We start from the raw sequence: 12,837 nt of genomic DNA, 5'->3' as shown, positions 1-12,837 counted from the left end.
GGGGGTAGTAGCAGCTATGATCATTGAGGGTAACTTATTTCATGCAGTGCGGAGGAAGAAGATGGATAAACAAATAGCGCAGTTACAAAAGCATATTATAGTATGTGGTTGCGGAAGAGTAGGGCTTCAAGTTGTACATGAATTACAGGAAAAGAAAATCCCATTTGTAGTTGTGGATAAAGATGAAAGTATATTCGAACAGGAAAAGCTTTTATATGTACATGGGGATGCAACTGAAGATCAAGTGTTACATAATGCGGGAATTTCGAAGGCAGCGGGTCTAGTGGCTATCGTAGCAAACGATGCTGAAAATGTATTTATTACATTAACGGCAAGAGGGCTTAATGGTGCAATTAAAATTGTAGCAAGAGCTGAAAAACCAGAAACAGAAGAGAAATTACGGCGCGCTGGTGCAAATAAGGTTATTAATCCATCTAGTATGGCAGGAATTCATATCGCAAAAGGTATTGCGAATCCGTTAACAGTTCATTATATTGATACAGTATTGTATGGAATAGAACAATCCTTTGTAATTGAAGAAATTCAAGTTGGTAAAGATTCTATCTTAGCCAGTAAATCGTTACTAGAGAGTAATGTGAGAAATCAATTTGATGTAACAATTTTAGCGATTTTAAGGGATGGAGATATTATCCATAATCCAACGGGGCAGGAAAAACTACAAGAACATGATATGATAATAGTATTTGGTTCGGTGGAGAAACTGGGGCAATTTGAGAAAGAACTACAAAGTAAGAGGTGACAAGGAATGCAAGTATCTAGTGATAAGATTTTAAATAAAATGGCGAATGAAATTGCAAAGGCAAAAAGTAGTGAAGGACAACAATCAAAAGAACACTTATTAGTTGTACGTGCTTTATGTGATTTATTATTGGATGAACAAGTGGAGCCTTCTACGTATAGAGAACCACAAGTTCAAACACAAGTAATCGGGTCTCAGCCTATGACGACAGTTCAACCAGTTATGCCGGTTTCTGGAGAAAAAGTATATATAAAAGAAAAGGATGCAAACGGTAAATCTTTATTTGACTTTTAAAAGTAAAATCGTTTGGCTTATATGTAAAAATTGCTTATGATAAAGGTAAAAAAGGGGAATTAAGATGAAAATTTTCTTTTTACTAGGTTGTATTGCAGCGGGACTATCTGTTGCATTAGGGGCTTTTGGAGCACATGGTTTAGAAAATAAAATTTCTGCAAAAATGTTAGAAGTGTGGAAGACGGGCGTTACATATCAAATGTTTCATGCAGGTGGCTTATTCGTAGTTGCTCTATTAATGGACAAAATGCAATCATCACTTTTAAGCACTGCGGGTTGGCTTATGGTAGCTGGGATTATTATGTTCTCAGGCAGTCTTTATGCATTAAGTACAACAGGTATTAAATTCTTTGGCCCAATTACACCTCTTGGTGGTGTAGCGTTTATTGTGGCGTGGATTTTAGTCGGAACTGCAGTTGTAAAAGGGTTATAAAAAACAAAAGCTGGCATTTGCCAGCTTTTTTTTATGGTCTTGGAGCATAAGTTGCTTGTTGACTAGGTAAATACGTAATTTCCCCTGGGAATTCTACATAATCTAAGTAAATCATTAGTAGTAAATAGCGCTTTCCAGATTTCGGTTCACTAATTACGATATGATCACGACCAGCTGCCTCGATGATCCCAGTATAAGACTGTGTACCAAGCGAACTACCACGTTCATAAGTCATTACAACTGTAGCTGGTTTACCTTTGTTTAAACGAAGGATGTTTTCAATATACGATTGCTCTAGTGGTAACATCCCTTGAGAAACTGCAAGTTGAGCTTGAGCAGCTTGTTGTTGCATTGCTTGCTGTTGCTGTTGCTGTTGTTGCTGTTGCTGTTGTTGTGGGGTCATTTGTTGCGGTTGTACATAAGTTCCAGATGGTTGATAAAAACCTGTTCCGTAGTACGGGTTTTGTTGCTGTGCCATTCAAAAATCCCTCCCCATTTTCATTCCTTAATATACGCCTGGACAATCTCCACCAGATGGTTGGAAGAAGCAGTGCTTTTTAAAGCGACCAGAATTTTGTTGGTCATACCAAGTTGGTGGGCAAGGGCCTTCAGGTCTAAAGAACCATAAGGCAAAGTTGGCGGGCCAAAAACGTTGTCCCTGAATAGTCCGTCTTGCCAATGCGATATCTTGTTCTCTCGCTCGTTGATAAAAATACCCTTTTTGAGTTGCCTCAAAACCACCAGGATTTTGATAAACCATTTGACGTAAATTACGTATTTTTTTGAAATCTAAACAATTTCCGCGGACACGATTTACCCCAACGTTTCCGACCATTAACATCCCTTGTTGGCCTTCTCCTTCGGCTTCAGCACGCATCAGTCTAGCTAATAACTTAACATCTTCTTCGTTATACGCGATAACACCCATTATGTGTCACCTCTCTTTTTGGAATGCCTTGTAGAAAGAGGTTCATTTCTAGATGAAGTGTGGAACAATTACTAGTTCATACGTATGAGAAAAAGGACGCAGATATGACAACCAAACGAAGTTTTACATCTAGAGGGGAAAATAAAAAAAGCTAGCGTGAGCTAGCTTTTCATCATTAAAATACTTTAGACCATAAGTTTGAGAAGAAATCGCCAATTGAACGCATTGTTAATACGAACCAATTTGCTTTTTCTACTTCTTCAGTCGTTTTTGCAGTAACTTTCATACTTTTATTTCCGTCTAAGAAACCGTATTTATCAGTTGATTCTAAAACGATTGAACCTACTTTTGCATCTTTCTTAATAGGAGCAACTAAATGCCCATCTTCAGCAAGTGATTTATCTGCTTCAGTAGAAATTTTGTAAGGTGATTTGCTACCTTTTGCAGTAACTACTGTCACTTCTTTTTCTGGTGCAACTGTTACGTAGTCTTCTTTTCCTTTTACTACAGAAATTTTGTTATTTTTATCTATTTTTAATTTCTGTTTTTCGAAGTTATTAAATCCATACTCAATTAATGCGCGAGATTCTGTGAAACGTTCGTCCATTGATTTCGTTTTAATAATAACAGAAATAAGACGTAAATCACCGCGTTTTGCTGTAATAGTGAATCCGTATCCAGCGGTATCAGAACTTCCTGTTTTTAAACCATCAGCTCCTTCATAAGAGAAAGCAGCACCTGGTAACATCCAGTTCCAATTTTCCATACGAATTGGTTTCGGATGATTATCTGGGAAGTTTCTAAATCTTTGTTTTGTATCCTCTAGCATTTCTGGATACTTTGTAATAATTGTTTTTGAAAGAATACCCATATCGCGAGCTGACATGGAGTTTTCTCCATTCGGATCAGTTCCTTCAGGGTGTTTTCCTTTTAAATCAGCGTTGTTTAACCCTGTAGCGTTTACAAATTTATATTTCTTTAACCCTAGTTTTTTCGCATGTTCATTTGCAAGATTTAAGAAGTTCTTTTCACTTCCTGCAAGTAATTCTGCTAAAGCAATACTAGATCCATTCGCAGAGAAGATAACGATAGAATGATATAATTCTCTTACAGTATACTGGCGTCCCTTTTCGAACGGTACGTTAGAGAATTCATTATTACGTGAAACTTCATAAGCGTAATCAGAAATGTTTACTTTCGTATCCCAAGTGATTTTTCCTTCTTTAATTGCTTCTAATACGGCATAAACAACAATTAATTTTGACATACTAGCGATAGCTAGTAGTTCATCTGGATTTTGTTCATGCAGTATTTTTCCTGTATCTGCATCAAATAGAAGTGCAGCAGCTGCCTCTATATGTATTTTTTCTTCCGCATGGGATGTTGTTACTCCTAAGGAAGAAAATGACAATAGAAACAATAGTGAAATAGACAAGATTTTCTTCATATACATTATCACCTTCGCATCGTTATTAGCATATAGCTCGTACCATTTTAGCATAAATTTGGATATGAAAAGGTTACAATCTTACAAGAAATTTGAAAAGAATTTGTCGATTTTTGTTCAAATTTGCAGAGAAAAGAAGGTTTTTGCAGGTAAATGTAGAGGGTAATAAAAAAAGGAACGAATTTCGTTCCTTTTTTATATTATATGTGTAAAAATGTTGTTACTTTTTCGCTTGGTAAAATGTTTCCGACAAAGAATGTTCCAAATTCACCGTAGCGAGCACTTACTTCATCGAAGCGCATTTCATATATAAGTTTCTTAAATTGAAGAACATCGTCAGCAAATAATGTTACGCCCCACTCAAAATCGTCAAATCCAACTGATCCTGAAATAACTTGGCGCACTTTACCTGCGTACTGGCGACCGATTTTGCTATGACTGTACATAAGTTTCTTACGTTCATCCATAGGAAGCATATACCAGTTATCATTACCTTGGCGACGCTTATCCATTGGATAGAAGCAAATGTGATTTGCTTTCGGTAACTCAGGATATAAGCGAGCTAAGACTTGTGGGTTTTGGTATGGGTCTTCATCAGCTGGAAGATAGTTGCTTAGTTCAACAACAGATACGTAAGAATATGCAGGAACTAAATATTCAGCTAATGTTGTTTTATTTAATTCTGTTTCGATTTCATTTAACTCTTCCATTGTTGGACGTAAGATCATAAGCATAATATCTGCTTTTTGACCAACAACTGTATACATTGCATGACTGCCTTTTTTTGCAGTAGCTACTTCGTTCCATTTTTCAACGACATTTAAAAATTCAGACACTGCTTGTCCGCGTTCGTCACTAGATAATGTTTTCCATGCTGCCCAATCAATAGAACGTAAATCATGTAAACAATACCAGCCATCTAACGTTGTTGTTGCTTCACTCATTCTATTCACCTCAGTTAATGATATTTTACACGTTAACTATAGCATATATAGGATTAAAAACATCTACATAAAGTTTCGGTGCATAAAACTGTCACATTTATCCCGCATTAACGGGCAGTAAAACTCCCACCTCAAAATTCAGCTGGAGCAAAGAAGTTATGTGGGAGATCAACTGCCCGTAAACGCCCGATTGGTGAAGGCTAATAATCAGTGGGGGATGAACAATCCCCCCACTGATTAAAGTTTCACTTTATATTTACTGGAAAACGGGAGAAAATAAGGCTTAAGTAGGCTTTATTTTCCGGCTGAATTTTATGAAAATATAATCATTTTCATTTTATCTATTTTTTGGGAGCTATAAGTTTAAAATATAGCTGAAAAGAAGTATTCTTAAAGGTAGATTAGTTTTTAACATTTGTAGGAGGGTTTATTCGTGAGCAATTTATTTACAGCAGTAAAAGAAAAAGTTCAAGGAAAAGGCATTTCTATCGTACTTCCTGAAGGAACTGATGAAAGAATTTTAGGCGCTGCAGAGCGTTTAGCAAAAGAAGAGTTAGTAAAACCAATTTTAGTTGGTAATAAAGAAGAAATTAGCGCAAAAGCTGCTAGCATGAACTTAACATTAGCAGGCGTTGATATTTACGATCCAGCTACATACGAAGAGATGGATGCAATGGTAGCATCTTTCGTTGAACGCCGTAAAGGTAAAGCAACGGAAGAAGACGCTCGTAAAATCCTTAAAGACGAAAACTACTTCGGTACAATGCTTGTATACATGGGCAAAGCACAAGGTTTAGTAAGTGGTGCAGCTCACTCTACAGCTGATACAGTTCGTCCAGCACTTCAAATTATTAAAACAAAACCAGGCGTTACAAAAACTTCAGGCGTATTCATCATGGTACGTGAAGAAGAGAAGTATGTATTCGCTGATTGCGCAATTAACATTGCACCAAACAGCCAAGATTTAGCTGAAATTGGTATCGAAAGTGCAAAAACGGCTGAACTATTCGGTATTGACCCACGCGTTGCTATGTTAAGCTTCTCTACAAAAGGTTCTGCGAAATCTCCAGAAACAGAAAAAGTTGTAGAAGCAACTCGCATTGCAAAAGAAATGGCTCCTGAATTAGCTTTAGATGGAGAATTCCAATTCGATGCTGCATTCGTACCATCTGTAGCTGAGAAGAAAGCTCCAGGTTCTACAATTAAAGGTGATGCTAACGTATTCGTATTCCCAAGCCTAGAAGCTGGTAATATCGGCTACAAAATCGCTCAACGCTTAGGTAACTTCGAAGCAGTAGGACCAATCTTACAAGGTTTAAACATGCCTGTAAATGATCTATCTCGTGGATGTAACGAAGAAGAAGTGTACAAGTTAGCTTTAATTACAGCAGCTCAAGCACTTTAATTCTATAATGAATTAATATGAAAAAAGACCACCCTATTTCTTTTGAAATGAGGGTGGTCTTTTTTATTTTTCTAAACCAAGTGCCTTATTATTACGGTCAATAATACGTTGTAAATTTGTCTCATATAAAGGAACTTCATCTACTGTGAGTTGAGATGGTGTTAACTTTGGAGCGAATTGTTGCAACGTTTTTAAAAGGCGCATCATTAAATCTTGCACTGTAATTGTTTCGCCAAGTAATTCAGATAGTGAAGCCATCGTACTCGGCACAATTTCAGGATACGTAAATCGTGTTTCTTCGCCTTGAATTGCTACGTTGTAAAAGTCACGAACGAGTGCGGCACGCTCAGATCCGCTTCCTGTCGCACATAAGTAAATTTGTACAGCAACGCCTCCGCGAATACGACGTTGAGAAATACCAGCAAATTTTTGATCGCGAATGCTCAAATCATAGCTACCAGGACAATAAGAACCAACAATTTCTTTTGCCTCGATAGTAACATCGTAATCTTTTAACATTTCCTTAATTAAATGCCACATCGTATCGTATCCAAGGTCGATGTCGATACCTTTTTCTGTTTCTTGGAATAAAAGTGATACGTTTAAAACACCTTCATCAAGTACGACCGCAAGTCCACCGGAATTACGAACGATAACATTAAAGTCGTTTTCTTTTAAAAAGGAAATACCTTCTTCTAAATGTGGTAGGCGTGAATCTTGAATGCCAAGAACAATTGTATTGTGATGAACCCAAGAGCGCATTGTTGCAACGGATAGACCATTTCCAATACTTGTGCATAACGTGTCATCCATTGCGAATGACTGCAGTGCATGGAATGTTGGTCCTAAACTAGACTGGTCGACAATACGCCACTCTGGCTGAGATAAAATCGAACGGGAATTGCTCATATAACTAACCCCTTATTTATAAAATGATAACCTCTATTATAGCAAAAAATGAAGAAAGGGGTTTTTTCGGATATAAAGGGGGATTTTGAAGTGAAAGAATAAAAAGGATGCATTGCATGCATCCTTTTTATTCTGCAATTTTTTCTAAGTTACCGTTTCGATCCATGCGGAAAGATGTTTGTGAGCGTTCCTCATCATCCATTACTGCTAATTTACGAGCACGGTTCATAATATTCATAAGTGTTTCGTAATCCTCTTGTACAGTATGAGATTGTTGTTCTAATTTTTCTAGTTTCCTTTCTAGTTCTTCATTTCGCAAGATTTGCGCTTTAATTTCTTGTTTCAATCTCGTATTCTCGTTTTCAAGAGCTGTTACTTTTATATTTGAAGATCCAACTGTTTGTAAAAAGTAAATAACATCTTGCATTGTTATTGAGCTTTTTGGAGCAGGGACAGTCGGCTTTTGATATGGAATAGCTTCTGTATATTGAACAGCTGTTTCATACGGTACGTGTTCTTCATAATCAGTTATCGCCTCTGAAGCTGGTGGTGTATAAAGCAAACGTTTTTTTGCCTGTTCACCGCCCGCAGCACGCATTTTATCTTTACGATGTTTTTTTGCTAGTTGAAGAGCTTGTTCATAGCTATAGCGAACAACAGCATTCCAGCGGAAACCACAAGCAGCAGATGTGCGATTTAACTGATCACCTACTTCTTCAAATGCATTTAACTGAGTACTTCCTTCTCGAACATGGCGAAGCACCGTTTCAGCAAGTAATAAATCGTCCTCGTCTGTCCAAGCATCTTGTCTTACTTTCATAGATTCAACTCCCTTTCTTTTTATGAACTTCCTATTTTTATAATGGGCAAAAAAATGAGCTTTTATACAAAGCTTTTAAAAATATGGTAGATTTCAATGAAGAGAAGAAATATGGCTATGAATGATGGAAGCTTTTGAAGGAGAAAATATAAAAAATAGGTAGCCTTATATAGGAATAGAGCTACGCCCGGAGACTTGCAACAAGCTTCAAAGAGCGGTAAAATACCATTTAGTGTTTATTTTTAAATGTACTTGTGAAAAGTTTAAAATAGAGGAAGTGTTATATATAATGGGAAACGAATTTCGTGTGTGTGATGATTGTCAGGCAACGAACGTTAAAACGTTGATTCCGAAGTTAAAAAAAGTAGATTCATGTGCAACGATTGAGGTTGCATGTCAGTCTTACTGTGGCCCTGGTCGTAAAAAATCATTCGCGTTTGTAAATAATCGTCCAGTTGCGGCTCCAACAGAAGACGAATTAATTGTAAAAATTGAAGCAAAGTTAAATAAATAAGAAAAAGAAGAGTGAACAGATTACTCTTCTTTTTTTATGTCCATAAGATAGCGCTTTGTATGAATTCGTATTTCAAAATAATGGTTGACAGTCTTTTGACGTGGTAGGTAGAATAGAAAGTGTCTGATTCTGAGAATCATTATCACGAAAAATGTCAATTCACCTAATTTTTTTATTATTATTTGAGAATAAATTTCATTTTATTAAATATATGTTGTTGGTTAGGATGGTTGAGGGATGGAAGCGAGCGCAAGGAGTATAGGACAGCAAGATGTGAATGTTAAAGAGATTAAGAGCAGACCGCTCGTTGCTTCTATTATTTTAATAGCAGGCACAATTTTGTTAGCTTTAAGCATGGCAGTTTCTATTTCGTTTGGTGCAGCAGATATTAGTTTAAAGACCGTTTGGCAAGCTGTATTTCAGTTTGATGGGTCTATAACGCATCATAACGTAATTCAAGAACTTCGTATGCCTAGAGCAATAGGGGGCGTAGTTGCAGGTGCCTTTTTAGCGGTATCAGGAGCAATTATGCAAGGTATGACACGAAATCCACTTGCATCCCCATCGTTAATGGGGATTACAGATGGTGCAGTATTCGGGATTGCAATTATGTATGCATTCTTCCCTAATTCACCTTATTTAATGTTCGTTATCGCATCTTTTATTGGAGCTGCGTTTGGAGCGAGCATTGTATATGGTATTGGGTCTTCTTCACCAGGTGGATTAACGCCTGTGAAATTAGCTTTAGCTGGTGCAGCAATTAGTGCTTTATTAGGGGCAATTTCATCTGGAATTGCATTGTATTTCAACCTTGCCCAAGAGGTAAGTATGTGGAATGCAGGCGGTGTTGCCGGAGTGAAATGGCAAAGTATTAATATGTTAGTACCGATTGGCCTTGTTTGTCTCGTCATAGCAATTATGATGTCGAGATATATTACAATTTTAAGCTTTGGTGAAGAAATTGCGATTGGACTTGGTCAAAATACGACATTAATTAAATTTATCGGAACAGTACTTGTTCTTGTATTAACGGGTTCTGCGGTTTCTATGGCAGGATCAGTTGGATTTGTTGGACTTGTAATTCCGCATATGACTCGTTTCCTTGTAGGCTCAGATTATAGATGGGTTATTCCATGTTCTGCAGTCTTAGGTGGATTGTTAATTGAATGTGCAGATATGTTATCTCGCGTTATTAATCCACCATTTGAAACGCCAATTGGAGCAATTACAGCGCTAATTGGGGTGCCATTCTTCCTCTACTTAGCACGTAACGAAGGGAGAGGAAAAATGTGAGGACGAGCGTCTTAACAAAAAAGAACGTTTCTATTTTAACGATTTTAGTAGGATTAATCGTTGCTATATTTTTAATAAGTTTAAATACAGGAACATTTAAAATACCTCCAATAGATGTATTAAAGTCATTGGTTGGATTAGGTGCAGAAGATCAATCTGTTATTTTATTTGAATTTCGTATGCCACGTATGGTTATAGCTATATTGGTTGGTTCTGCGTTAGCTATGTCAGGTGCAATTTTGCAAGGGTTATCACGAAACCCACTTGCTGATCCAGGTATTATAGGTATTAACGCCGGAGCGGGATTAACAGTTGTTGTATTCGTCTACTTTTTCTTTGGGAAAGTTGGAACTGGTACATTTTTATCTGTATTTATCCTTCCATTCTTCGCACTAGTAGGAGCGATATTAGCGGCGATTATTATTTATTTACTAGCATGGAAAGACGGTGTTTCATCCACTCGATTAATTCTTGTTGGTATCGCTGTTGCAGCCGGATTTGGTGCTGTTAGTTTAATTTTTTCTATGAAAATGACATCTAATGATTTCCGCTTTGCAACAATTTGGTTGGCAGGAAGTTTATGGGGAACAGATTGGAAGTTCGTATTAAGTGTACTCCCATGGATGGTTATTTTCTTGCCACTTGCCATTAGTAAAGCGCACATATTAAATGTAATGAATTTAGGCGACTCTACAGCAGTTGGCCTTGGTGTAAACGTAGAAAAGGAAAGACGTAAATTATTATTTATTGCAGTTTGTTTAGCTGGTGCATCTGTTGCTGTTGCGGGCGGAATCGGTTTTATCGGTTTAATGGCTCCGCATTTAGCGAGAAGCCTCGTTGGTGGTAAACATCAAATTATGTTACCAACGGCTGCATTAATAGGAACGTTCTTGCTTTTATTTGCAGATGTAATCTCAAGAAGTGTGTTACCAACTTCAGAAATACCGGTCGGTCTTGTTATTTCTGTAATTGGCGCACCATATTTCATATATTTACTTATGAGGACAAAATAAAGGGAGGCTTTTTGTATGGCAACTTTAGCAGTTGATGCGGTATCTGTTGGCTATAATGAAGGGTTAATTATAGATGGATTAACAGTTGAAATTCCGGAAGGGCAAATTACAACGATTATTGGACCAAATGGTTGTGGGAAATCTACATTATTAAAAACGGCTTCTCGTATTTTGAAAGCAAAACGAGGTACTGTTTATCTTGATGGAAAAGCAATTGAGAAACAGCCAACGAAAGAAATCGCAAAGAAAATGGCGATTTTACCACAAACTGCAGAAGTGCCAACAGGCCTTACTGTGTTTGAACTTGTTTCATATGGACGTTTTCCTCATCAAAAAGGATTTGGAACATTGAAAGAAGAGGATTATCGCTACATTCACTGGGCACTTGAAGTGACTGGGATGACAGAATTCGCAAATCGTCCAGCAGAAGCTTTATCAGGTGGTCAGCGTCAACGTGTATGGATTGCGATGGCTCTTGCACAAGGAACAGATTTACTCGTGTTAGATGAACCAACAACATACTTAGATATGGCTCATCAACTTGAAGTATTAAACTTACTGAAGAAGTTAAACAAAGAAGAAGGCAGAACGATTGTTATGGTTATTCATGATTTAAATCATGCTTCTCGTTTCTCTGATCATATGATTGCATTAAAAGCTGGGAAGTTAATGAAACAAGGAACGCCAGATGAGGTTATGACAAGTGAAACGCTTCGAAATGTATTTGAGATTGAAGCTCAAATCGTTCCATGTCCAGTAAACTGTAAACCAATTTGTTTAACATACGATTTAGCGATGATTAATAATCAATTGCGTAAAAAAGCATAATTAATAGAATGTCCCCCTCTTAAAGAGGTGAGAGGGGGAGTTCTAATGGACGTTGAACTTCTTACCCATGGATGGGAAGTTGAACGCCCGTTAGAACGGGCTATAAACAACAATTAATAAAAATATATTAATTAAATGTTGTTTTCGTTTCTTATAGTTACATGCAAATTATAAGAGAAATACAGCTAGAAGGAGTGGGAATATGAAGAATTTTAAAATGGCACTATTAGCAATGGTACTAGTTGTTACTTCTGTACTATTTGCAGCTTGTTCTAACAAAGAAGAAGAAAAGAAAGCAGATGCGAAGGATACGAAAACTGAAGAGCGCACTGTACAACACGCAAAAGGGGAAATTAAAATCCCTGCAAATCCAAAGAAAATTGCTGACCTTAGTGGTTCAACAGAAGAATTATTAATTTTCGGCATGAAACCGATTATTACTGCAAATACAACACAAGAAAAAATTGATGGACATATTGCAAAGAAATTAGAAGGTGTGAAACCAGTAGGTTCTGCTTGGGGCGATAAAATTAACATCGAGGCAGTAGCTGCTGCAAAACCAGACTTAATTCTTGTAAACAATCGTCAAGAAAAGATTTATGATCAATTATCTAAAATTGCACCAACAGTTATGTTAAAAACTCCATTAGACCAATGGCGTCCAAAATTCGAAGAAGTAGGTCAAATCTTCGGTAAAGAGAAAGAAACAAAAGAATGGTTCAAACAGTATGATGAAAAAGCAAGCAAATTACATGACAAAATCATCGCTAAAACTGGTGATGCAACATTCATGAAAATGGCTGCATATCCAAATGCTTTCCGCGTATACGGTGACTACGGTTACGGTAGCGTAATCTTTAATGACTTAAAATTACCAGCAGTTAAAGGTACACCAACTGATAAACCGCTAGTACAAGTACAAAAAGAAGCTTTAATCGATTACAACCCAGATTACTTATTCGTATTTACAACTGGTGACGGTTCTCAGCGTCTAAAAGAATTCCAAGAAGAATCAATTTGGAAAAACATGAACGCTGTTAAAAATAATCACGTATTCACAATTAGCAATGAAGACCTAAACAAAGGATACTTCCCACTAGGTAAAGAAATGATCCTAGACGAAGTTGCTGAATTTGTTTTAGGAAAATAATATATAAAGAAAAATCACTTTTACGTCGGTAAAAGTGATTTTTCTTTATATAACAGGAATTAATATAGTCTTTCATTTCTTTCTGTTTCCTATATCGTT

At 36.9% G+C, this 12,837-nt stretch carries 15 protein-coding genes; 9 read left to right on the top strand and 6 right to left on the bottom strand.

The features are described from left to right. From AC1DTM_RS06450 to AC1DTM_RS06440, 3 genes are all read left to right on the top strand, one after another. Positions 1 to 760: potassium channel family protein (locus tag AC1DTM_RS06450; protein ID WP_477000104.1), on the top strand; the 760-nt coding region annotated here is incomplete at its 5' end. 6 nt (positions 761 to 766) lie between these two features. Further along, complete coding sequence (locus AC1DTM_RS06445) at positions 767 to 1,054, top strand: YwdI family protein (protein ID WP_002089830.1); 288 nt, start codon at positions 767 to 769, stop codon at positions 1,052 to 1,054. 64 nt (positions 1,055 to 1,118) lie between these two features. Beyond that, a complete protein-coding gene (locus AC1DTM_RS06440) occupies positions 1,119 to 1,487 on the top strand; it encodes a DUF423 domain-containing protein (protein WP_002016371.1) in 369 nt (122 codons plus the stop codon). 31 nt (positions 1,488 to 1,518) lie between these two features. Here AC1DTM_RS06440 and gerQ read toward each other — a convergent pair whose 3' ends face one another. The 4 genes from gerQ to hemQ form a co-directional block, all read right to left on the bottom strand. Then, a complete protein-coding gene (gerQ, locus tag AC1DTM_RS06435; RefSeq protein ID WP_016100359.1) occupies positions 1,519 to 1,965 on the bottom strand; it encodes a spore coat protein GerQ in 447 nt (148 codons plus the stop codon). Between the two features lie 27 nt (positions 1,966 to 1,992). Continuing rightward, entirely contained in the window at positions 1,993 to 2,415 is a 423-nt protein-coding gene (gene cwlJ / locus AC1DTM_RS06430; RefSeq protein WP_000538158.1) for a cell wall hydrolase CwlJ, read from the bottom strand. Positions 2,416 to 2,590: 175 nt separating this feature from the next. Next, positions 2,591 to 3,868 carry a serine hydrolase gene (locus tag AC1DTM_RS06425; RefSeq protein WP_199715470.1) on the bottom strand — a complete coding sequence of 426 codons (1,278 nt, stop codon included), beginning with the start codon at positions 3,866 to 3,868 and terminating at the stop codon, positions 2,591 to 2,593. 194 nt (positions 3,869 to 4,062) lie between these two features. Next, the gene (hemQ, locus tag AC1DTM_RS06420; protein ID WP_002113124.1) at positions 4,063 to 4,806 is read right to left on the bottom strand and encodes a hydrogen peroxide-dependent heme synthase; all 744 of its coding nucleotides are present in this window, start codon (positions 4,804 to 4,806) and stop codon (positions 4,063 to 4,065) included. 433 nt (positions 4,807 to 5,239) lie between these two features. Here hemQ and pta point away from each other — a divergent pair, with 433 nt between their 5' ends. Then, complete coding sequence (gene pta / locus AC1DTM_RS06415; protein WP_002113123.1) at positions 5,240 to 6,211, top strand: phosphate acetyltransferase; 972 nt, start codon at positions 5,240 to 5,242, stop codon at positions 6,209 to 6,211. A gap of 63 nt (positions 6,212 to 6,274) precedes the next feature. On the opposite strand, the gene lipL is transcribed toward pta, so the two are convergent. After that, positions 6,275 to 7,120: an octanoyl-[GcvH]:protein N-octanoyltransferase gene (gene lipL, locus AC1DTM_RS06410; RefSeq protein ID WP_016106748.1), complete on the bottom strand. Its 846-nt coding sequence runs from the start codon at positions 7,118 to 7,120 to the stop codon at positions 6,275 to 6,277. A 127-nt stretch (positions 7,121 to 7,247) separates the two neighbouring features. Then, complete coding sequence (locus AC1DTM_RS06405) at positions 7,248 to 7,940, bottom strand: RsfA family transcriptional regulator (protein WP_016106747.1); 693 nt, start codon at positions 7,938 to 7,940, stop codon at positions 7,248 to 7,250. 289 nt (positions 7,941 to 8,229) lie between these two features. Between AC1DTM_RS06405 and AC1DTM_RS06400 the strand changes: the two genes are divergently transcribed. The 5 genes from AC1DTM_RS06400 to AC1DTM_RS06380 all read left to right on the top strand — a co-directional run bounded on the left by AC1DTM_RS06400 (position 8,230) and on the right by AC1DTM_RS06380 (position 12,738). Further along, complete coding sequence (locus AC1DTM_RS06400) at positions 8,230 to 8,454, top strand: YuzB family protein (protein ID WP_000526075.1); 225 nt, start codon at positions 8,230 to 8,232, stop codon at positions 8,452 to 8,454. 237 nt (positions 8,455 to 8,691) lie between these two features. Next, on the top strand, positions 8,692 to 9,747 hold the full coding sequence (locus AC1DTM_RS06395; protein ID WP_016106746.1) for a FecCD family ABC transporter permease: 1,056 nt from the start codon (positions 8,692 to 8,694) through the stop codon (positions 9,745 to 9,747). Continuing rightward, on the top strand, positions 9,744 to 10,760 hold the full coding sequence (locus AC1DTM_RS06390) for a FecCD family ABC transporter permease (protein WP_002159735.1): 1,017 nt from the start codon (positions 9,744 to 9,746) through the stop codon (positions 10,758 to 10,760). The genes AC1DTM_RS06395 and AC1DTM_RS06390 overlap by 4 nt, the downstream gene beginning before the upstream one ends. 15 nt (positions 10,761 to 10,775) lie before the next feature. Next, a complete protein-coding gene (locus AC1DTM_RS06385; RefSeq protein WP_000212073.1) occupies positions 10,776 to 11,588 on the top strand; it encodes an ABC transporter ATP-binding protein in 813 nt (270 codons plus the stop codon). A 202-nt stretch (positions 11,589 to 11,790) separates the two neighbouring features. Continuing rightward, the gene (locus tag AC1DTM_RS06380) at positions 11,791 to 12,738 is read left to right on the top strand and encodes an ABC transporter substrate-binding protein (RefSeq protein ID WP_016106745.1); all 948 of its coding nucleotides are present in this window, start codon (positions 11,791 to 11,793) and stop codon (positions 12,736 to 12,738) included. Positions 12,739 to 12,837: the final 99 nt, after the last annotated feature.

Source organism: Bacillus sp. P4_D3 (assembly GCF_056401855.1).
Note: the sequence above shows the minus strand (reverse complement) of the source record. Positions and strands in the feature narration are given on the sequence as shown.

Coding starts and splice junctions, on each gene's coding strand:
- AC1DTM_RS06445 (WP_002089830.1), top strand. CDS start 767: ATGCAAGTATCTAGTGATAAGATTTTAAATAAAATGGCGAATGAAATT.
- AC1DTM_RS06425 (WP_199715470.1), bottom strand. CDS start 3,868: ATGTATATGAAGAAAATCTTGTCTATTTCACTATTGTTTCTATTGTCA.
- cwlJ (WP_000538158.1), bottom strand. CDS start 2,415: ATGGGTGTTATCGCGTATAACGAAGAAGATGTTAAGTTATTAGCTAGA.
- AC1DTM_RS06440 (WP_002016371.1), top strand. CDS start 1,119: ATGAAAATTTTCTTTTTACTAGGTTGTATTGCAGCGGGACTATCTGTT.
- hemQ (WP_002113124.1), bottom strand. CDS start 4,806: ATGAGTGAAGCAACAACAACGTTAGATGGCTGGTATTGTTTACATGAT.
- AC1DTM_RS06395 (WP_016106746.1), top strand. CDS start 8,692: ATGGAAGCGAGCGCAAGGAGTATAGGACAGCAAGATGTGAATGTTAAA.
- lipL (WP_016106748.1), bottom strand. CDS start 7,120: ATGAGCAATTCCCGTTCGATTTTATCTCAGCCAGAGTGGCGTATTGTC.
- AC1DTM_RS06400 (WP_000526075.1), top strand. CDS start 8,230: ATGGGAAACGAATTTCGTGTGTGTGATGATTGTCAGGCAACGAACGTT.
- AC1DTM_RS06405 (WP_016106747.1), bottom strand. CDS start 7,940: ATGAAAGTAAGACAAGATGCTTGGACAGACGAGGACGATTTATTACTT.
- AC1DTM_RS06385 (WP_000212073.1), top strand. CDS start 10,776: ATGGCAACTTTAGCAGTTGATGCGGTATCTGTTGGCTATAATGAAGGG.
- AC1DTM_RS06380 (WP_016106745.1), top strand. CDS start 11,791: ATGAAGAATTTTAAAATGGCACTATTAGCAATGGTACTAGTTGTTACT.
- gerQ (WP_016100359.1), bottom strand. CDS start 1,965: ATGGCACAGCAACAAAACCCGTACTACGGAACAGGTTTTTATCAACCA.